This window comes from Pseudomonas sp. KK18, assembly GCF_037094675.1.
Classification (GTDB): domain Bacteria; phylum Pseudomonadota; class Gammaproteobacteria; order Pseudomonadales; family Pseudomonadaceae; genus Aquipseudomonas.
Window position 1 is genome coordinate 6,808,020 of record NZ_CP146605.1, and the last position, 18,789, is coordinate 6,826,808.

Genomic DNA, 18,789 nt, shown 5'->3' on the forward strand with positions numbered 1-18,789 from the left:
AATAAGAATGAACCCTAGCCTGACTGAATCACCCGCGCTGTCACGGCGCGGCGTCTTGAAACTCGGCCTGTGCGCCAGCGCCTTCCTGGCCACCGCCGGGCTGGGCGCCAGCCTCAGCGGCTGCTCCAGCAGCACCCCGGCCAGCGGCTTTGCGATGTTGCGCAGCAGTGACCTGCCGTTTTTGCGGGCAGTGATTCCGGTGCTGCTGGAGGGCGTGGCCAGCGCCGAGGTAGTGGTGGCCGGCATCGACGACACCCTGAAAAAGCTCGACTTCAGCCTGCAACACCTGTCGCCCGAGATGTTCAAGCTGACCCAGCAACTGTTCGACGTATTGGGCATGGCCGTCACCCGTGGGCCGCTGACCGGGGTGTGGGGCAGCTGGGAAAACGCCAGCGGCGAACAGATCCGCAACTTCCTGCACCGTTGGGAAAACAGCTACCTGAACCTGCTGCGCATGGGCCAGGGCTCGTTGCTCAAGCTGGTGATCATGGCCTGGTATTTCCGCCCCGAGTCCTGGGCGCATTGCGGCTACCCCGGCCCACCGAAAATCTGATCTGCATCCCGATAAAAACAAGAGACGACCCTGATGCCCGTACCTGATCTGTTCCGCGATGGCATGGCCCGCGGCTGGAAGACCCACAATGGCGCCGCCCTCGACCAGGACCTGACCCTGGAAGCCGACGTCGCGATCATCGGCAGCGGCGCCGGCGGCGGCACCACCGCCGAAATCCTCAGCGCCGCCGGCTACAAGGTGCTGCTGATCGAAGAAGGCCCGCTGAAGACCAGCAACGACTTCAAGCTGCTGGAAGACGAGGCCTACGCCAGCCTCTACCAGGAAGGCATCGGCCGCATGAGCAAGGACGGCGCTATCACCATCCTGCAGGGCCGCGCGGTCGGCGGCACCACGCTGATCAACTGGACCTCCAGCTTCCGCACCCCGGACCCGACCCTCGCCCACTGGGCCAGCGAGTACGCGGTCAAGGGCCACAGCAGCGCCGAAATGGCGCCCTGGTTCGAAAAAATGGAACAACGCCTGGGCATCGCGCCTTGGGCCATGCCACCGAATGCCAACAATGACGTGATCCGCAAGGGCTGCGAAAAGCTTGGCTACAGCTGGCACGTGATCCCGCGCAATGTGCGCGGCTGTTTCAACCTGGGGTATTGCGGCATGGGTTGCCCGGTCAACGCCAAGCAATCAATGCTGGTGACCACCATTCCGTCCACCCTGGAGAAAGGCGGCGAGCTGCTGTACCTGGCCCGTGCCGAACGCCTGAAGTTCAGCGGCGACACCATCACCAGCCTCGAATGCGTGGCCATGGATCAGTTTTGCGTGGCACCCACTGGCCGCAAGATCACAGTAAAAGCCAAGCATTACGTACTGGCCGGCGGCGGCATCAACAGCCCGGCGCTGCTGCTGCGCTCGGACGCACCCGATCCCCACTCGCGCCTGGGCAAGCGAACCTTTTTACACCTGGTGAATTTTTCCGCAGGGTTGTTCGACGAGGTGATCAACCCGTTCTACGGGGCGCCGCAGTCGATTTATTCCGATCACTTCCAATGGCAGGACGGCACTACCGGCAAAATGTCCTACAAGCTCGAAGTACCGCCGCTGCATCCGGGCCTCGCCAGTACCTTGCTTGGCGGCTACGGCACGCAGAACGCGCTGGATATGGGCCAACTGCCCAAGACCCACGCAATGCTTGCCCTCTTGCGCGACGGTTTCCACCCCGACAGCCCGGGCGGCACCGTCGAATTGCGCGGCGATGGCACACCGGTGCTCGATTATCAGGTTTCGCCCTACGCCTGGGACGGCCTGCGCCGGGCATTCCACAGCATGGCGGAGATTCAGTTTGCCGGCGGCGCCAAGTCGGTGATGCCGCTGCACGGCGATGCGCGCTACGTGAACACCTTGGCTGAAGCCCGCAGCATGATCGACGGGTTGAACCTCGAATTGCACCGAACCCGGCTCGGCAGCGCTCATGTAATGGGCGGTTGCGCGATGGGGGAAGAACCGAAAAACGCCGTGGCCGACAGCCTTGGGCGCCATCATCAACTGCGCAACTTGTCGATCCACGATGGCTCGCTATTCCCCACCAGCATTGGCGCTAACCCGCAGTTATCGGTGTATGGATTGACGGCGCAACTGGCGACAGCATTGGCCGAACGTCTGAAAACGGCCTGAAAAAACCGGGTATTCGCGGTGTCTATAGTGCTTTCTTCTGAATAAGTTGACTTGGCCGACCGGGATGGCTGCGATACCATCCGGTTCCCCAACGGACTCCGCCAGGACGACGCGATGAACCGAGTGTTGTACCCAGGTACCTTCGACCCAATCACCAAGGGCCATGGCGATCTGGTCGAACGCGCCTCGCGCTTGTTCGACCATGTGATTATCGCGGTCGCTGCCAGCCCCAAGAAAAACCCGCTGTTTCCCCTGGAACAGCGCGTGGAGCTGGCCCGTGAGGTCACCAAGCATCTGCCCAACGTTGAAGTGGTCGGCTTCTCGACGCTGCTGGCGCACTTCGCCAAGGAACAGAACGCCAATGTGTTCCTGCGCGGCCTGCGGGCGGTGTCGGACTTCGAATACGAATTCCAGCTGGCCAACATGAACCGCCAACTGGCGCCGGACGTGGAAAGCCTGTTTCTTACGCCTTCGGAACGTTATTCGTTCATTTCCTCGACGTTGGTCCGGGAAATCGCGGCGTTGGGCGGGGATATCACCAAGTTCGTGCACCCGGCTGTGGCGGATGCTCTCACCCTGCGATTCAAGAAATAATCCCGGACTGCAGGAGCTGGCTTGCCAGCGATCCAGGCGCCACGGTGCAACTGACCCATCGCCATCGCCGGCAAGCCGGCTCCTACTGTCCATCGCTGTGACTCGCACTGCGGGCGCCAATGCGGCACAATTGCGCGCATTAGTTTTCAGATGCCTTGGCTGACAGCCCTGGCAGGAGTTTCCATGTCCCTGATCATCACCGACGATTGCATCAACTGCGACGTCTGCGAACCCGAGTGCCCGAACGCTGCCATTTCCCAGGGTGAAGAGATCTATGTGATCGACCCCAACCTGTGCACCCAGTGTGTCGGCCACTACGACGAACCCCAGTGCCAGCAGGTTTGCCCGGTGGATTGCATTCCGCTGGACGAGGCTCATCCGGAAACGGAAGAGCAACTGATGGAGAAGTACCGGTTGATTACCGGGAAGGCCTAAGTCCCTTGGCGCTTCATTAAGCCCCTTCGCGAGCAAGCCCGCTCCCACATTAGACCGAGTTCCACCTTTGGAATGCAGTCGAATGTGGGAGCGGGCTTGCTCGCGAATAGGCCATCAGCAGCACCACAAATTGTCAGCTCTGACACTTCGGGCAAAACACACTCGCCCGCTGCCCCAGCATCACGTTGCGCAATTCGGTCCCACAGACCTTGCACGCCTCGCCACCACGGCCATAGACGAACAATTCCTGCTGGAAATACCCCGGCTGCCCGTCGCCGCCGATAAAGTCACGCAACGTGGTGCCGCCGCGCTCGATGGCCGCCGCCAGGATGCGCTTGATCTCGATCGCCAGCTTCAGGTAACGCCCACGGGAAATGCCCTTGGCTTCCCGGCGCGGATCAATCCCGGCGGCAAACAGCGCCTCCGTCGCGTAGATATTGCCCACCCCCACCACCACCGCGTTGTCCATGATGAACGGCTTCACCGCCATCGAGCGTCCACGGGACAGCTGGAATAGCCGCTCGCCGTCGAACAGGTCGGTCAACGGCTCCGGCCCCAGGCGGATCAGCAGCTCGTGGTTCAGCGGGTCGAGGCTCCAGAGCATCGCGCCAAAGCGTCGCGGGTCGGTGTAGCGCAGGGCCAGGCCCGACTCCAGTTCTATATCCACATGCTCATGCTTGGCCGCCGGGCTGCCGGCTTCCACCAGGCGCAAATTGCCCGACATGCCCAAGTGGCTGATCAGCGTGCCGACCTCGGCATTGATCAACAAATACTTGGCCCGCCGCTCCACCAGCACGATGCGTTGCCCGGACAGCCGCACATCCAGGTCTTCCGGGATCGGCCAGCGCAGGCGCCGCTCACGCACCACCACACGGCTGACCCGCTGGCCTTCCAAGTGCGGCGCAATTCCGCGCCGGGTGGTTTCGACTTCCGGTAACTCGGGCATGTGTACCTCTTGGAAAAAGGGTTAGTGCGCGCCCAGCTCGCGGATCGACAACTTCAAGCTCTCGAAGTCGTAGTCCGACAGGCCGATATGGTCCAGCACCAGCGGGCCGATGGCGTTCCACTCATGGTCATCCACCTGGTTGCCCAGCACGCGGTACGACGCACAAATGTGCTCGGCCATTTTCAGGATCGCCAGCAGGTTTTTCAGCTGCGGCTTGTGGTTGGACTCGTCGCTGAAAATCGCCAGGGCATTGTGGTGATTGGCGATGGCATCGGTCACATGTTCCGGCAGGCGCCAGGATTTGGCGGTGTAGTAACCCACCACGGCATGGTTGGTGTTGAACGCCTGGTTCTCGGTGTCGACCACACGGCACTCCGGGCCGGCGTTGGCATAGGCCTCTTCCAGCACACTCATGTAGTTCGGGAAACGCTTGAGCATCAACGGCACGCCACAATCGTGGAACAGCCCCAATGCGTAGGCTTCATCGACCGCCTGGCTGCCGGTGCGCTTGGCCAGGGCCAGGCAGGTCATGGCCACGTCCTGGGCGGTGTCCCAGAAACGGTTGAGGGTGACGATCGTGTCGTCGCTCATCTCGCCCTTGATCGACTGCGCGTTGATCAGGTTGACGATGGAGCGGCTGCCCAGCAGGTTCACCGCGCGCTGTATCGAGACGATCTTGTTGCTCAGACCGTAATACGGCGAATTGACGATCTTCAGCAGCGAGCCGGAGAGGCCCGGGTCCTGGGCGATCAACCGGGCGATCACTTCCAGGTCCGGATCGGGCATGTACTGCTCCATCTGCAAATCCACCATGATTTGCGGTTGAGGCGGCACACTGATGCCTTGGAGGCTCTGTTGGATCTGTTCGGCGGATAGCTCTTGGGACATAGGGGGCACACTCTGGACTAGGCGGCGATTCTAACCTTTATGGCAACCAGGCTGACACCTCAAAAACCCGAACTGAACCGCTTCCACATGTCCGGCGGCGCCGCCAAGTACTGCACAACACGGTATACTCCCGCTCTTTTTTCCGGAGCGACGTCATGTCCCTGCCAAGCCTGCGTCTCAAAGCCAACGCCGATCGTCGTTTGCGCAACGGCCACCTGTGGGTCTACAGCAACGAAATCGATGTGGCCGCCACACCTCTTCACGGCTTCCAGGCAGGCGACCAGGCGATCCTGGAAGCAGCCGGCGGCAAGACCCTCGGCATCGTGGCCATGAGCCCGAACAACCTGATCTGCGCCCGCCTGCTGTCCCGCGACATCAAGTTGCCGCTGGACAAGTCGCTGCTGGTACACCGCATCAACGTCGCCCTGTCCCTGCGTGACCGCCTGTTCGACAAGCCGTTCTACCGCCTGGTGTACGGCGATTCCGACTTGTTGCCAGGCCTGGTGGTCGACCGTTTCGGCGACATCCTGGTGGTGCAGATCGCTTCGGCGACCATGGAAGCCCACAAGGAAGACGTGATTGCCGCACTGACCCAAGTGCTCAAGCCAAGCGGCATCCTGTTCAAGAACGACTCCGCCGCGCGTGATGCCGAAGGCCTCAACCGCTACGTCGAAACCGTGTTCGGCCTGGTGCCGGAGTGGGTGGCACTGGAAGAAAACGGCGTGAAGTTCGAAGCGCCGGTGATCCAGGGCCAGAAGACCGGCTGGTTCTACGACCACCGCATGAACCGCGCTCGCCTGGCTCCGTATGCCAAAGGCAAACGCGTACTCGACCTGTACAGCTACATCGGCGGCTGGGGCGTGCAAGCGGCCGCCTTCGGTGCCAGTGAAGTGTTCTGCGTCGACGCCTCCGCCTTCGCCCTCGACGGCGTGGAGCGCAACGCGGCACTGAACGGCGTTGCCGAGAAAATGACCTGCATCGAAGGCGACGTGTTCGAAGCCCTCAAAGAGCTGAAAGCCAGCGAAGAGCGTTTCGACGTGATCGTGGCCGACCCGCCTGCCTTCATCAAGCGCAAGAAAGACATGAAAAACGGCGAAGGCGCCTACCGCCGCCTGAACGAGCAAGCCATGCGCCTGCTCAGCAAGGACGGCATCCTGGTCAGCGCTTCGTGCTCGATGCACTTGCCGGAAGACGACCTGCAAAACATCCTGCTGACCAGCGCCCGTCACCTGGATCGCAATATCCAGATGCTGGAACGCGGCGGCCAGGGCCCGGACCACCCGGTGCACCCGGCGATTGCCGAGACCCGGTATATCAAGAGCATTACTTGCCGGTTGTTGCCGAATAGCTAACGCCCAATTGGAACCGGATCAACTGTAGGAGCGAGCTTGCTCGCGAAAGACGAATAGACAACACGGGCTACCTGATAGCGCTGCGTTATCGTTGACGTTCTTCGCGAGCAAGCTCGCTCCTACAGCGGCAACACACACCATCATGGGCTTGGCCTCCCACAACACTTTTGATTGAATTCCCCGTTTCGCAGACTAGTATCGGTTTCTGGTTTTACTCCGGAAAATAAAAACAATGTCTGAGTCCTCTTATTCGCCACCCCATGGCGACTTAAAACGCCAACAACGCTCGCGCTTCATCCTCATCACCTGCATCTCGCTGATCAGCTTCTTCCCGATCAATATCCTGCTGCCCTCCTTTCCAGCCCTGGCCGCGAAGTTCGATACCTCAACTGCTGAGGTCGCCTTATCCATCAGCCTGTTCACTCTGGTTTTTGCGATTTCCCAACTGATCGCCGGCCCGCTTTCAGATAAATTCGGGCGCAAGGAAGTGCTGCTGGGGTGCATCGTGGTTTCCACCCTAGGCTCGATCGGCTGCGCACTGGCGGCGAATTACCCGAGTTTCCTGCTGTTTCGCGCCGTCCAGGCCATCGGCTGTGGCTTTTTTGTGCTCGGCCATGCGCTGGTTGAAGACCTTTTCGAAGAGCAGGATCGCGCCCGCATCCGCATCTACTACATGACCCTGAGCGGATCGTTCGTTGCGCTGTCGCCGCTGCTCGGCTCCTGGCTGCAAACCACATTTGATTGGCAGGGCAGCTTTTATGGATTTGCGGTGATGGCGCTAGGCATGTTTATCCATGCCTGGCTGATATTGCCGTCCAAGGCGGCCAGCCCTGAAAGAGCCCCTGTTTCGATCATCGCCACGCTGAAATCCATCGCAAGCAACCGGGACTTCATCCGTTACTGGTGGATCGCCGCGTTGGTATTCGCGTGTTACTTCGCCTTGATCAGCGTGACACCGCTGATTTTCATGGATGAGTTGAAGCTGTCCGAATACCAGTACGCGGTAGTGCTGATGGTGTATGGCGTTGCCTACCTGCTGGGCGGCGTTGCAGCAACTGCACTGCAGAAACATATCTCCCTCACGCGACAAATCAACCTCGGGCTGGGCCTGCTGGGGATCGCAGGCGTATTGCTGACGCTGGTGATCAGCTATGAGGCCATGACCACCATCACCCTGCTGATCCCGATGCTGATCAGCGCCCTGGCCGTGACCCTGGTACGCCCCGCCGCGATTTCCGCGGCCATGTTGCTGTTCTCCAGCAGCGCCGGCACCGCCGCGTCGGCCGGCAACAGCATCATGTTCATCACCGCCGCCGTCAGCAGCGCCGCGCTCGCCCAAGCCGGAGACAACTTGCTGATGACCATCGCCATCAGCTTCATCGTGCTCAGCGTTTGGGGCGTAGTGACGAACATCAGAGTCGGACGCTAACGCTCTCCCACTCCCACTGTAGGAGCGAGCTTGCTCGCGAAAAACATATAGGCGACACGGGCCACCTGATAGCGCTGCGTTATCGTTGACGTTCTTCGCGAGCAAGCTCGCTCCTACAGAAGGCATGACATATTCAGAACCAGTGTTTAAACGCCAATAGACACTGTTGCCTCCTACCGTCTCTCTTCTACCCACACGAAGAGGACGAAGGAATGTCCACCCAGCAAAACGCCCATCGGCTGCGTAAAGGCCGCTATTCGGAATCCGGCCGCATTTACCTGCTCACCGCCGTCACCCATCAACGACAGCTGGTCTTCCAGGACTGGCGCATTGGTCGCCTGCTTGTTCGCGAATTCAGAAAGGCTCAGGACGACGGCGAGGCGACCTCACTGGCCTGGGTCGTGATGCCGGACCATTTCCATTGGCTGGTGGAATTGCACAACGGCGATTTGCCGAGACTGATGCGGATTACCAAGTCGCGAAGTGCCCAAGCCATTAACAAAGCGAGGAGTTGCCACGGGACACTTTGGCAAAAGGGCTACTTTGATCGGGCGCTACGCCGGGAAGATGACCTGAAAGCAACAGCTCGATACATCGTCGCCAATCCATTAAGAGCAGGGCTGGTTGAGCGTATCGGCGACTATCCGCTCTGGGACGCCATGTGGCTGTGAAATACGCAACCCTGTAGGAGCGAGCTTGCTCGCGAAAAACCAACAGACGACACGGACCACCTGATAGCGCTGCGTTACCGTTGACGTTTTTCGCGAGCAAGCTCGCTCCTACAGGTAGACGGCCATTCCCTCCGGCCGCCAGCGGTGTAGAATCGGACCTATTCATCGCCAGTCATCCCCCGGCGGGTTTATGAGCTCGAGGCCCAAGCAAGCGGCGATCCCGCGACGCGAGTGGCAACTTCCGGACACACGGCCATTTTTCGGGTGTTCCAGTCGTCAATTAGAAGCTCACTCCCCTTTAGTACTTGATTAGCCGCCCGGAGTGCTCCAATGCCTGATTACCGCTCGAAAACATCCACCCACGGCCGCAACATGGCCGGCGCCCGCGCACTGTGGCGCGCCACGGGGATGAAAGATGACGACTTCAAGAAGCCGATCATCGCGATTGCCAACTCGTTCACCCAGTTCGTACCCGGCCACGTCCACCTCAAGGACCTGGGCCAACTGGTCGCCCGCGAGATCGAACGCGCCGGCGGTGTAGCGAAAGAATTCAACACCATCGCCGTGGATGACGGCATCGCCATGGGCCATGACGGCATGCTGTATTCCCTGCCGAGCCGCGAGATCATCGCCGACTCCGTGGAGTACATGGTCAACGCCCACTGCGCCGACGCCATCGTGTGCATCTCCAACTGCGACAAGATCACCCCCGGCATGCTGATGGCCGCCCTGCGCCTGAACATCCCGGTGATCTTCGTCTCCGGCGGCCCGATGGAAGCCGGCAAGACCAAGCTCGCCTCCCACGGCCTCGACCTGGTGGACGCCATGGTCATCGCCGCCGATTCCAGCGCTTCTGACGAGAAGGTCGCGGAATACGAGCGCAGCGCCTGCCCTACCTGCGGTTCGTGCTCCGGCATGTTCACCGCCAACTCGATGAACTGCCTGGTGGAAGCCCTGGGCCTGGCGTTGCCGGGCAACGGCTCGACACTGGCCACCCACAGCGACCGCGAGCAGCTGTTCCTGCAGGCCGGCCGCACCATCGTCGAGCTGTGCAAGCGTTACTACACCGAGAACGATGAGTCGGTGTTGCCGCGCAACATCGCCAATTTCAAGGCGTTCGAAAACGCCATGACCCTGGACATCGCCATGGGCGGTTCCACCAACACCATCCTGCACTTGCTGGCCGCCGCCCAGGAAGCCGAGATCGACTTCGACCTGCGGGACATCGACCGCCTGTCCCGCCACGTGCCGCAACTGTGCAAAGTCGCGCCGAACATCCAGAAGTACCACATGGAAGACGTGCACCGCGCCGGCGGGATCTTCTCGATCCTCGGCTCCCTGGCCCGTGGCGGCCTGTTGCACACCGACCTGCCGACCGTGCACAGCAAATCCATCGCCGAAGGCATCGCCAAGTGGGACATCACCCAAACCACTGACGAAGCCGTGCATCACTTCTTCAAGGCCGGCCCGGCCGGCATCCCGACGCAGACCGCGTTCAGCCAGTCGACCCGTTGGGAAACCCTCGACGACGACCGTGAAAACGGCTGCATCCGCAGTGTCGAGCATGCCTATTCGAAAGAGGGCGGCCTGGCCGTGCTGTACGGCAACATCGCCCTCGATGGCTGCGTCGTGAAAACCGCCGGTGTGGACGAGTCGATCCACGTGTTCGAAGGCCGCGCCAAGATCTACGAAAGCCAGGACAGCTCGGTACGCGGCATCCTCGCTGACGAAGTGAAGGAAGGCGACATCGTCATCATCCGTTACGAAGGCCCGAAAGGCGGCCCGGGCATGCAAGAGATGCTGTACCCGACGTCGTACCTGAAATCCAAGGGCCTGGGCAAAGCCTGCGCCTTGCTGACCGACGGCCGTTTCTCCGGCGGGACCTCGGGCCTGTCCATCGGCCACGCTTCGCCGGAAGCTGCTGCGGGCGGCGCCATCGGCCTGGTGCAGGATGGCGACAAGGTGCTGATCGACATTCCGAACCGCTCGATCAACCTGTTGATCAGCGATGAAGAACTGGCGGCACGCCGCATCGAGCAGGACAAGAAAGGCTGGAAGCCGGTGGAGAAGCGTCCGCGCAAAGTCACCACCGCGTTGAAGGCTTATGCCCTGCTGGCCACCAGTGCCGACAAGGGTGCTGTGCGTAACAAGGCGATGCTTGACGGTCTGTAAACCTCGCCCATAAAAATGCCCCGCCATGTGCGGGGCATTTTTTTGCCTGGAGATTATTCCCCAAACAAAGGTGATCAACTGTGGGAGCGGGCTTGCTCGCGAATTGCGGTGTGCCAGTTACTGAATAAGCTGGCTGATCCACCGCCTTCGCGAGCAAGCCCGCTCCCACATTTTTGACCGAGTCCAGCCGTACTTACTGAATCTCGTCCGGCTTGACGATCACCCAGTTTTTATCCGCCGTCACCGGCAACCCTTCCTTGGCCTGGGCCGCAGCGTGCTTGGCCATCATGCCGTTGAGCTGGGTCATGTATTTGTCTTTACGGTTGATCCACAGGTGGATGCCGCCCTTGGCCACGTCCACGTCATGGAACAGCATGTAGCCGTCACTGGTCGGCGTGTCGCCACCGACGATCACCGGTTTTTTCCACTCGTCGATATAGGTCAGGATCGCTGCGTGCTTGCCGGCCATCCAGGTGGCCGGGGTCCACAGGTACGGGGTCAGCTCCAGGCCGAGGTTGGCCTTCTCGTCATACTTGCCGGCGGCAATCTGCTTGCGGGCGGTGGTCAGCTCGCCGGTCTTGCGGTCCTTGAGCAAGGTGCTCACGCCGATGACATTCTCGGGTTTGACGTTGTAGCCGTACTTCGGATCGGCCGCGACCATGCGCACCAGTTCCTCAGACGCGGCGGTCATCACGTAGACCTCGATGCCGTTTTCCATCAGCTTGTTAAACAGCTCAGCCTGGCCGGTGAAGACCTTCGGCGGCTGCACTTCCATGTTCTTGACCACGTCACCGTCGTAATAGGTGACCGGCACCGGCTTGCCCGACGCCATCATCTCGTCGACGTAGCCCTTGAGTTCCTTGAGGGTGAAGCCGGAGAAAATCTGCGCGACCCACGGGTAGCAGACCATGTCGTCAACTTCGCAGAGGCGGTAGTAGTAACTGAACAGGCTTTCCTTGTGGTCAGCGGTGTCCTTGAACGGGATCAGCTTCAGGGAAGGGTCCATGGTGTCGCGAGTAATCAGGCCCTTGTTTTCCAGGTACGGCAGCAACGACTCTTCAAGGTCGTAGCGGTAACTGGTGTTGTCCATGTCGAACACCGCGAAGTTGCCCTTGTTGGCATTGGCGGCAATCATCGCGTCCAGTTGCTTGGCGGCAGCCGCCGGCCAGTGTTTCAACTCGGTGGCGGCAAAGGCCTGGCTCGCGAGGCCCAGGCACAGCGCGGCGGCAAACAGTTTCGGCGCTAGCTTCATGTGCGTTTTCTCCCTGAGTGAAAGACATCGACGCTAACAAATCTGTATGACAGTTATCGCCCGAGCGCGACCGCTTTCGTCGTGATCGCGCCACCCGCGTACGCCTGGGCGCCATTTACTTATTCCAAAAACGACAGTCGCCATGCGATAACGTTATTAAATCAATATATTTCAAGCTGTTAGGCTTGCCGGTTCGCAATCGCAGGCTCCTGCGATTGGCTGCCTTCTCAACGGAGCTTCAATGAATCTGCCCCTGATTCTCAACTTACTGGTGTTCGTGGCCCTGCTGCTGGGCCTGGCACAAACCCGCCGAACCAACTGGAGCCTCGCCAAGAAGGTGTTGTTTGCGTTGGTCCTCGGCGTGATCTTCGGTGTGGTGCTGCACGCGATCTACGGTGCCGGCAACCCGGTGCTCAAGGCCTCGATCGGCTGGTTCGACCTGGTCGGCAACGGTTACGTGCAGTTGCTGCAAATGATCGTGATCCCGCTGGTGTTCGCCTCGATCCTCAGCGCCGTGGCCCGTCTGCATAACGCCTCGTCCCTGGGCAAGATCAGCTTCCTGACCATCGGCACGCTGCTGTTCACCACGGCGATTGCGGCGCTGATCGGTATCGGCCTGACCAACCTGTTCGGCCTCACCGCCGAAGGCCTGGTGGCCGGCACCCAGGAAATGGCGCGCCTGCAAGTGATCCAGAGTGATTACGCGGGCAAGGTCGCCGACCTGAATATCCCGCAACTGCTGCTGTCGTTCATCCCGCAGAACCCGTTCGCCGACCTGGCCCGGGCCAAGCCGACGTCGATCATCAGTGTGGTGATCTTCGCTGCATTCCTTGGGGTTGCCGCGCTGCAACTGCTCAAGGATGACGTGGAAAAAGGCCAGAAAGTCCTCAACGCCATCGACACCCTGCAAGCCTGGGTGATGCGCCTGGTGCGCCTGGTGATGAAGCTGACCCCGTACGGCGTATTGGCGCTGATGACCAAAGTGGTCGCTAGTTCCAATCTGCAAGACATCATCAAGCTCGGCAGTTTTGTGGTGGTGTCGTACCTGGCCCTGGGCCTGATGTTTGTGGTGCACGGCCTGCTGCTGTCGCTGGCCGGGATCAACCCGCTGCGGTTCTTCCGCAAGGTCTGGCCGGTGCTGACGTTCGCCTTCACCAGCCGCTCCAGCGCCGCGAGCATTCCGCTGAGCATTGAAGCGCAGACCCGTCGCCTGGGGATTCCGCAGTCCATCGCCGGCTTTGCCGCCTCGTTTGGCGCGACGATTGGCCAGAACGGTTGTGCCGGCCTTTATCCGGCGATGCTGGCGGTGATGGTTGCGCCGACCGTGGGTATCAACCCGCTGGACCCGCTGTGGATCGCGACCCTGGTGGCGATTGTGACCTTGAGTTCGGCCGGTGTGGCGGGCGTGGGCGGCGGTGCGACGTTTGCCGCGCTGATCGTGCTGCCGGCGATGGGCTTGCCGGTGTCACTGGTGGCGCTGCTGATTTCGGTTGAGCCGCTGATCGACATGGGCCGTACGGCATTGAACGTGAACGGTTCGATGACGGCCGGGGCGATTACCAGCCAGATCATGCAGCAGACGGATAAAGAACTGCTCAATGCCGATGAGCATGCGGAATTGGCGCAGGCCTGACAGACCGCTATCGCAGGCAAGCCAGCTCCCACATTGAACCGGTTTTTTCAGTAATACTCGGTCAACTGTGGGAGCTGGCTTGCCTGCGATGCTCTTAGGCTTTTTCCCAGACTTCGAAGTTGTACGCCGGCTTGTCACTCTCAGCCGCATTCTCGACATTCGACACCAGCTTCCACTGGTTCAAATCAAACTCGGGAAACCACGCATCGCCGTCCGGGCTCAACGCCACCCGCGTCAAATACAGGCGATCCGCGTGCTTCAGCCCCTGGGCATACAACTGCGCGCCGCCGATCAGCATCAGCTCATCCACGCCCTGCGCCTTGGCCCATTCCTCAGCCCGCTCCACGGCCGCGTCCAGTGACGGAAAAACTTCCGCACCTTCCAGCGCCAGATCGGTCTGACGGCTGACCACAATGTTCAACCGGCCCGGCAACGGTCGCCCCAGGGAATCCCAGGTCTTGCGCCCCATGATGATCGGCTTGCCCAAGGTGGTGGCCTTGAAATATTTGAAATCCCCCGGCAAATGCCAGGGCATGCTGTTGTCGACGCCGATCACACGGTTTTCACCGAGGGCTGCGATCAGGCTTAAAGGGAGAGTTTTTTTCATGGCGACGAGAATACCAGAGCCGCGCGCGGCATACCCCAACCGGCGTTCCAGCGGTTATGCTCCAGACTCACTGGCTCAACAGGACGGCGCGTGACAGCTCTGACCCCCCTGCAAACACTCTGGCTGACCGAGACCGTGCGCCTGCGCGAGGAACACGCGGGTGCCCTGGAAGACCAGGAAGCCAATCGCCTGGCCCGCAGCGCCGGCGGCGACCTGCCCACGCGCATTCAAAACCGCGCGCTGTGGCTGGCCGAACGCGATGGCCTGACCGCCGCCCTGACCCGCTGGCTGCAAGGCGCGCGCCTGGCGCTGATCCTGCTGGCGGCAGTCGCCATTATCAGCGGCGCCGGCCTGGCGTTTGCCGCGCTGGGCAACGGGTTGGCGCCGGTCAATGTGTTCTGGGCCCTGGGCAGCCTGCTGGGTTTGAACCTGATCCTGTTGTTGAGCTGGGCCCTGGGCCTGCTGTTTGCCGGTGAACACGGCGCCAGTCTTGGCCGCCTGTGGTTATGGCTCAGCGAAAAACTCGCCCGCGACGCCAAGGCCGCGCAACTGGCGCCCGCCCTGCTGCTGTTGCTGCAACGGCGCAAGCTCAATCGCTGGGCCGTCGGTGTGCTGGTCAACAGCCTGTGGCTGCTGGCCCTGCTCAGCGCCCTGGTGATCCTGCTGACGCTGTTGGCCACCCGGCGCTACGGCTTTGTGTGGGAAACCACCATCCTGCGGGCGGACACCTTTGTCGCCGTGACCCAAACCCTCGGCGCCCTGCCCGCCTTGCTCGGCTTCAATGTGCCCACTGTCGAGATGATCCGCGCCAGCGGCGATGCCGCCCTGAATATCGAAAGCGCCCGCCAGGCCTGGGCCGCCTGGCTGGTGGGCGTGCTGCTGGTGTACGGCATCCTGCCGCGGCTGATCCTTGCGTTGCTGTGCCTGTGGCGTTGGAAACGTGGGCGCGCCGCCTTGAGCCTCGACCTTAACTTGCCCGGCTACAGCCAACTGCGTGAACGGCTGATGCCCAGCAGCGAACGGCTTGGGGTCAATGATGCGGCGCCCGAACAATTGCACCACGTGACCGGCGGCGTCAGTGAACTGGAAAGCAACGGCGCCCTGCTGGTGGCCATCGAGCTGGACGACCAGCGCCCATGGCCGCCGAAGCTCCCGGCCAGTGTCAAGGACGCCGGCATCCTCGACAGCCGTGAATCCCGCAACAAGCTGCTGGAGCAACTCACCCGCTTCCCGCCCGCACGCCTGGCCATTGCCTGCGACCCGCGGCGCTCGCCGGATCGCGGCAGCCTCGCGCTGATTGCCGAACTGGCCCGCAGCGCCACCGCCACTCGGGTCTGGCTGCTGCAAGCGCCCGCCGGCCAAGCCCTGGATGCTGAGCGCCTGGGTGATTGGCACACGGCCTTGCAACAACTGGAGATACCGTTCGCCGATTGCGCGCCGCTCACCTGGCTGGAGACCGGTCATGACTAAGCCCCTGAAACTTGCCGTGGTCGGCCACACCAACGTCGGCAAGACCTCGTTGCTGCGCACGCTCACGCGAGACGTCGGCTTTGGTGAAGTCTCCCATCGTCCCAGCACCACCCGGCATGTCGAAGGTGCGCGCTTGTCGGTGGACGGCGAAGCCTTGCTGGAGCTGTACGACACGCCGGGCCTGGAAGATGCCATCGCCCTGCTCGATTACCTCGAACGCCTGGACCGCCCCGGCGAACGCCTCGACGGCCCGGCACGGCTGGCGCGTTTTCTGGAAGGCAGCGAGGCCCGGCAACGCTTCGAACAGGAAGCCAAGGTGCTGCGCCAACTGCTCGCCTCCGACGCCGGGCTGTATGTGATAGACGCCCGGGAGCCGGTGCTGGCCAAGTACCGCGATGAGCTGCAAGTGCTGGCCAGCTGTGGCAAGCCGTTGCTGCCGGTGCTCAATTTTGTCAGCAGCGCCGACCACCGCGAGCCGGACTGGCGCGAAGCCCTCGCCCGCCTCGGCCTGCATGCGCTGGTGCGTTTTGACAGCGTGGCGCCGCCGGAAGACGGCGAGCGCCGCCTCTATGAAAGCCTCGCCCTGCTGCTGGAAAACTCCCGTGGGCAACTGGAACGGCTGATCCTTGATCAGGAAGCCCAGCGCCAGGCTCGCCAGCAAAGTGCCGCGCGGCTGATCGCCGAACTGCTGATCGACTGCGCCGCCTGCCGCCGCAGCGTGGTCAGCGAAGCCGAAGTGGAACAGCAGGCCATCAGCGAACTGCGCAAAGCCGTGCGCCAGCGCGAACAGCGTTGCGTGGAAGCCTTGCTCAAGCTGTTCGGCTTCCGCCCTCAGGACGCCGCCGCCAGCGATTTACCGCTGCTGGACGGGCGCTGGGGCGATGACCTGTTCAACCCCGAGACCCTCAAGCAACTGGGCGTGCGGGTCGGTGGCGGTATCGCAGCCGGCGCGGCGGCCGGCGCAGGTGTGGATCTACTCGTAGGCGGCCTGACCCTCGGCGCCGCCGCCCTCGCCGGAGCCATCGCGGGAGGCGCGCTGCAAACTGCCCGCAGTTATGGCAGCCGCCTGCTGGGCAAGATCAAGGGCCAGCGCGAGCTGACCGTCGACGACAGCGTGCTGCGCCTGTTGGCCCTGCGCCAGCGGCAACTGCTCAAGGCCCTGAACCTGCGGGGCCATGCGGCGATCCACAGCATCAAGGTCGACACGCCCCAGGACAAGACCTGGCGCGAAGGCAAATTGCCGGAAGCCCTGAACAAGGCCCGGGCTCATCCGCAATGGTCGTCCCTCAACCCGCACCCCAAATTGAGCCAGGCCGAACGCCAGGAACAGATCGAAGCCCTGGCCCAGCGCCTGGACGAGACCTAAGCCGCCAACAACTGCCGGGCCTTGGACTTCAGCACTTCAAGGTCCAGCACCGGCACGTGCATTTCCTTGGCTTGTTCATCCCAGTGACGCATGCGCAGGCTGACGGCGCACAACGGGTCCTGCTCAAACGCCCGGGCTTCCTCGGCGGTCATCACGCCGCCCTGGTAACCCAAGGTACGACGGCTGGCTTCGCTCAAGCGTGCGTAATAATCCGGCTGGCTGAAGGTCAGATAACGCTTGGCCTGCACGTGGTATTCCACCAGTTTTGCCATCCGCTCGCTGAAGCCTGCGCGGCGCAGATAATCGGCGCCCAGCCGTTCATGGCTGACCACACCATAACCGCCCATGTTCTCGCCACCTTGCCCGCAGATATGCCCGATATCGTGGAAGAACGCCGCCAGCACCACTTCATCATCGAAGCCTTCAGCCATGGCCAACTGCGCGGCCTGGGACATGTGTTCGATCTGCGAGACCGGCTCGCCAATGTAATCGGCGGTGCCGTGTTGTTCGTACAGGCCGAAGACCTCGGCGATTGCCTGCTCTGCTTTCATCACGCACTCCCCCACAGCTCAGTGATATTGCGCTCGGCCATCGCCGGCCCGACGCTCATGCCCACGCCGGTGTGCATCAACGCCGCGCTCACCCCCGGCGCCGCCCGCGTGAACGAGAACGGCCCCGGCCCACGGGAACCATAGACGCCCTGCCAGCGCTCCACGACCTGGATCTTGCAGCCTAGGGTATGTTCGGCCAGTTCGATCATCCAGTTGTCCACCTGTTCGGCGTTGAACGGTGAAGGATCGCTGCCGTACTGGTGGGAATCCCCGATGATCAGTTCGCCATAGGGTGTCGGGCTGATCAGCAGGTGAATACCGTTTTCATGCAGGTGCGGCACGTCCCGCAGAATTTCGGCCTGTACCGGCGCGGCTTCCGGCAAATCGGCGAAGGCGCCGTAGTGCACGCAGCTGAGGCCGGTCAGCAGCGCGTGTTGCAGGTTCAACTCCACCACTGGCCGGGCGCGCAGCATTTGCAGGCGGCAGATTTGCGGGTTGAGTTCGGCAATCTGCTCGGCCAGCAGCGTCTGGTAGTCGTGACCGGAGCAGACAATGATCTGCTCGCCGCGAAAGGAGCCGGCAGTGGTGTGCACCTGGCCGGGCTCGATGTCGCGCACCAGGGTGGAGAAATGAAACTCCACGCTCAGTTCGCGGCTGAGGTAGTTGATCAGCGCCGGGATAGCCTCGCGCGAATACAGTTGTTGATCATCCAGGCCGTGAAGCGCAGCGCGGTGATGGGCGAACTGGCCACCGTACAGCTCGTGCAGGGCGGCGCCTTGCAGCAACTTGACGCGATAACCGTGTTCTTGCGCGCGACCGGCGCAGAAGGCTTCAAGCAAGTGCTCTTCGGCTTCGGTGCGGGCGAACAAATAAGAGCCGTTGCGCTTGAGCTGGATGCCGGCGAGTTGCGCCCACTGGCCCCAGATCTCGCGGCTGTCCCGCGCCAGGTCGAGCATGGGCCCCGGCGGCTGGCCGGTGACCAGTGCTTGGCCGAAGTTGCGTACGGAAGCCCCCAATGGAGTGGCGCTGCGCTCGAAGACCTTGACCTTGAGGCCGCGTTTGGCGGCCGCATAAGCGTGGGACAGGCCGAGGATGCCGGTGCCGATGATCAGCAGTTGTGTCATGAAGACCTCTCGTTCCCACGCTCCGCGTGGGAATGCATCCTGTGACGCTCCGCGTCACGACTACAAAAGCGGACGCAGAGCGTCCAGAGCCGCGTTCCCACGCAGAGCGTGGGAACG

The 18,789-nt window shown here is 61.9% G+C and carries 17 protein-coding genes; 11 read left to right on the forward strand and 6 right to left on the reverse strand.

Annotation, left to right across the window (positions count from 1 at the left end; genetic code table 11):
- Window positions 1-7 precede the first annotated feature (7 nt).
- From V6607_RS31035 to V6607_RS31050, 4 genes are all read left to right on the forward strand, one after another.
- A complete protein-coding gene (locus tag V6607_RS31035) occupies window positions 8-553 on the forward strand; it encodes a twin-arginine translocation pathway signal protein (RefSeq protein WP_087693254.1) in 546 nt (181 codons plus the stop codon).
- 33 nt (window positions 554-586) lie between these two features.
- Window positions 587-2,182 (forward strand): GMC family oxidoreductase, encoded by a 1,596-nt coding sequence (locus V6607_RS31040; RefSeq protein WP_134327474.1) that lies wholly within the window; start codon window positions 587-589, stop codon window positions 2,180-2,182.
- A 114-nt stretch (window positions 2,183-2,296) separates the two neighbouring features.
- The gene (coaD, locus tag V6607_RS31045) at window positions 2,297-2,776 is read left to right on the forward strand and encodes a pantetheine-phosphate adenylyltransferase (protein WP_003176711.1); all 480 of its coding nucleotides are present in this window, start codon (window positions 2,297-2,299) and stop codon (window positions 2,774-2,776) included.
- A 183-nt stretch (window positions 2,777-2,959) separates the two neighbouring features.
- On the forward strand, window positions 2,960-3,211 hold the full coding sequence (locus V6607_RS31050; RefSeq protein WP_003213796.1) for a YfhL family 4Fe-4S dicluster ferredoxin: 252 nt from the start codon (window positions 2,960-2,962) through the stop codon (window positions 3,209-3,211).
- 133 nt (window positions 3,212-3,344) lie between these two features.
- Here the strand turns inward: V6607_RS31050 and mutM are convergent, their stop codons facing one another.
- On the reverse strand, window positions 3,345-4,157 hold the full coding sequence (gene mutM / locus V6607_RS31055; RefSeq protein WP_008438968.1) for a bifunctional DNA-formamidopyrimidine glycosylase/DNA-(apurinic or apyrimidinic site) lyase: 813 nt from the start codon (window positions 4,155-4,157) through the stop codon (window positions 3,345-3,347).
- 21 nt (window positions 4,158-4,178) lie between these two features.
- Window positions 4,179-4,991, reverse strand: coding sequence for an HDOD domain-containing protein (locus tag V6607_RS31060; RefSeq protein WP_173882995.1), 813 nt, complete (start codon window positions 4,989-4,991; stop codon window positions 4,179-4,181).
- A gap of 209 nt (window positions 4,992-5,200) precedes the next feature.
- On the opposite strand from V6607_RS31060, the gene V6607_RS31065 reads away from it, so the two are divergent.
- The 4 genes from V6607_RS31065 (at window position 5,201) to ilvD (ending at window position 10,669) form a co-directional block, all read left to right on the forward strand.
- Window positions 5,201-6,397, forward strand: coding sequence for a class I SAM-dependent rRNA methyltransferase (locus tag V6607_RS31065; protein ID WP_003213799.1), 1,197 nt, complete (start codon window positions 5,201-5,203; stop codon window positions 6,395-6,397).
- Between the two features lie 232 nt (window positions 6,398-6,629).
- Window positions 6,630-7,826: an MFS transporter gene (locus V6607_RS31070; protein ID WP_134327475.1), complete on the forward strand. Its 1,197-nt coding sequence runs from the start codon at window positions 6,630-6,632 to the stop codon at window positions 7,824-7,826.
- Between the two features lie 212 nt (window positions 7,827-8,038).
- On the forward strand, window positions 8,039-8,497 hold the full coding sequence (locus V6607_RS31075) for a transposase (RefSeq protein ID WP_134327476.1): 459 nt from the start codon (window positions 8,039-8,041) through the stop codon (window positions 8,495-8,497).
- 330 nt (window positions 8,498-8,827) lie between these two features.
- Window positions 8,828-10,669 carry a dihydroxy-acid dehydratase gene (gene ilvD, locus V6607_RS31080; protein WP_134327477.1) on the forward strand — a complete coding sequence of 614 codons (1,842 nt, stop codon included), beginning with the start codon at window positions 8,828-8,830 and terminating at the stop codon, window positions 10,667-10,669.
- 193 nt (window positions 10,670-10,862) lie between these two features.
- Here the strand turns inward: ilvD and V6607_RS31085 are convergent, their stop codons facing one another.
- Entirely contained in the window at window positions 10,863-11,921 is a 1,059-nt protein-coding gene (locus tag V6607_RS31085; protein WP_134327478.1) for a haloacid dehalogenase-like hydrolase, read from the reverse strand.
- A gap of 241 nt (window positions 11,922-12,162) precedes the next feature.
- Here V6607_RS31085 and V6607_RS31090 point away from each other — a divergent pair, with 241 nt between their 5' ends.
- Window positions 12,163-13,554 carry an L-cystine transporter gene (locus V6607_RS31090; protein WP_003213804.1) on the forward strand — a complete coding sequence of 464 codons (1,392 nt, stop codon included), beginning with the start codon at window positions 12,163-12,165 and terminating at the stop codon, window positions 13,552-13,554.
- Between the two features lie 94 nt (window positions 13,555-13,648).
- Here V6607_RS31090 and V6607_RS31095 read toward each other — a convergent pair whose 3' ends face one another.
- Window positions 13,649-14,161 (reverse strand): dihydrofolate reductase, encoded by a 513-nt coding sequence (locus V6607_RS31095; RefSeq protein ID WP_134327479.1) that lies wholly within the window; start codon window positions 14,159-14,161, stop codon window positions 13,649-13,651.
- A 90-nt stretch (window positions 14,162-14,251) separates the two neighbouring features.
- Here V6607_RS31095 and V6607_RS31100 point away from each other — a divergent pair, with 90 nt between their 5' ends.
- Both V6607_RS31100 and V6607_RS31105 read left to right on the forward strand, forming a co-directional pair.
- The gene (locus tag V6607_RS31100; RefSeq protein ID WP_134327480.1) at window positions 14,252-15,631 is read left to right on the forward strand and encodes a DUF2868 domain-containing protein; all 1,380 of its coding nucleotides are present in this window, start codon (window positions 14,252-14,254) and stop codon (window positions 15,629-15,631) included.
- Complete coding sequence (locus V6607_RS31105; RefSeq protein ID WP_134327481.1) at window positions 15,624-16,997, forward strand: DUF3482 domain-containing protein; 1,374 nt, start codon at window positions 15,624-15,626, stop codon at window positions 16,995-16,997. Before V6607_RS31100 ends, V6607_RS31105 begins: the two co-directional genes overlap by 8 nt.
- On the opposite strand, the gene V6607_RS31110 is transcribed toward V6607_RS31105, so the two are convergent.
- Window positions 16,994-17,548, reverse strand: coding sequence for a phosphonate degradation HD-domain oxygenase (locus V6607_RS31110; protein ID WP_102370110.1), 555 nt, complete (start codon window positions 17,546-17,548; stop codon window positions 16,994-16,996). The genes V6607_RS31105 and V6607_RS31110 overlap by 4 nt on opposite strands.
- Window positions 17,548-18,672 (reverse strand): TIGR03364 family FAD-dependent oxidoreductase, encoded by a 1,125-nt coding sequence (locus tag V6607_RS31115; RefSeq protein ID WP_134327482.1) that lies wholly within the window; start codon window positions 18,670-18,672, stop codon window positions 17,548-17,550. The genes V6607_RS31110 and V6607_RS31115 overlap by 1 nt, the downstream gene beginning before the upstream one ends.
- Window positions 18,673-18,789 lie beyond the last annotated feature (117 nt).

Excerpts from the sequence above, each read along its gene's own strand:
- V6607_RS31115 (WP_134327482.1), bottom strand. The coding sequence starts at position 18,672 with ATGACACAACTGCTGATCATCGGCACCGGCATCCTCGGCCTGTCCCAC.
- V6607_RS31095 (WP_134327479.1), bottom strand. The coding sequence starts at position 14,161 with ATGAAAAAAACTCTCCCTTTAAGCCTGATCGCAGCCCTCGGTGAAAAC.
- coaD (WP_003176711.1), top strand. The coding sequence starts at position 2,297 with ATGAACCGAGTGTTGTACCCAGGTACCTTCGACCCAATCACCAAGGGC.
- ilvD (WP_134327477.1), top strand. The coding sequence starts at position 8,828 with ATGCCTGATTACCGCTCGAAAACATCCACCCACGGCCGCAACATGGCC.
- V6607_RS31035 (WP_087693254.1), top strand. The coding sequence starts at position 8 with ATGAACCCTAGCCTGACTGAATCACCCGCGCTGTCACGGCGCGGCGTC.
- V6607_RS31105 (WP_134327481.1), top strand. The coding sequence starts at position 15,624 with ATGACTAAGCCCCTGAAACTTGCCGTGGTCGGCCACACCAACGTCGGC.
- V6607_RS31075 (WP_134327476.1), top strand. The coding sequence starts at position 8,039 with ATGTCCACCCAGCAAAACGCCCATCGGCTGCGTAAAGGCCGCTATTCG.
- V6607_RS31070 (WP_134327475.1), top strand. The coding sequence starts at position 6,630 with ATGTCTGAGTCCTCTTATTCGCCACCCCATGGCGACTTAAAACGCCAA.
- V6607_RS31040 (WP_134327474.1), top strand. The coding sequence starts at position 587 with ATGCCCGTACCTGATCTGTTCCGCGATGGCATGGCCCGCGGCTGGAAG.
- V6607_RS31085 (WP_134327478.1), bottom strand. The coding sequence starts at position 11,921 with ATGAAGCTAGCGCCGAAACTGTTTGCCGCCGCGCTGTGCCTGGGCCTC.
- V6607_RS31090 (WP_003213804.1), top strand. The coding sequence starts at position 12,163 with ATGAATCTGCCCCTGATTCTCAACTTACTGGTGTTCGTGGCCCTGCTG.
- V6607_RS31050 (WP_003213796.1), top strand. The coding sequence starts at position 2,960 with ATGTCCCTGATCATCACCGACGATTGCATCAACTGCGACGTCTGCGAA.
- V6607_RS31110 (WP_102370110.1), bottom strand. The coding sequence starts at position 17,548 with ATGAAAGCAGAGCAGGCAATCGCCGAGGTCTTCGGCCTGTACGAACAA.
- mutM (WP_008438968.1), bottom strand. The coding sequence starts at position 4,157 with ATGCCCGAGTTACCGGAAGTCGAAACCACCCGGCGCGGAATTGCGCCG.
- V6607_RS31065 (WP_003213799.1), top strand. The coding sequence starts at position 5,201 with ATGTCCCTGCCAAGCCTGCGTCTCAAAGCCAACGCCGATCGTCGTTTG.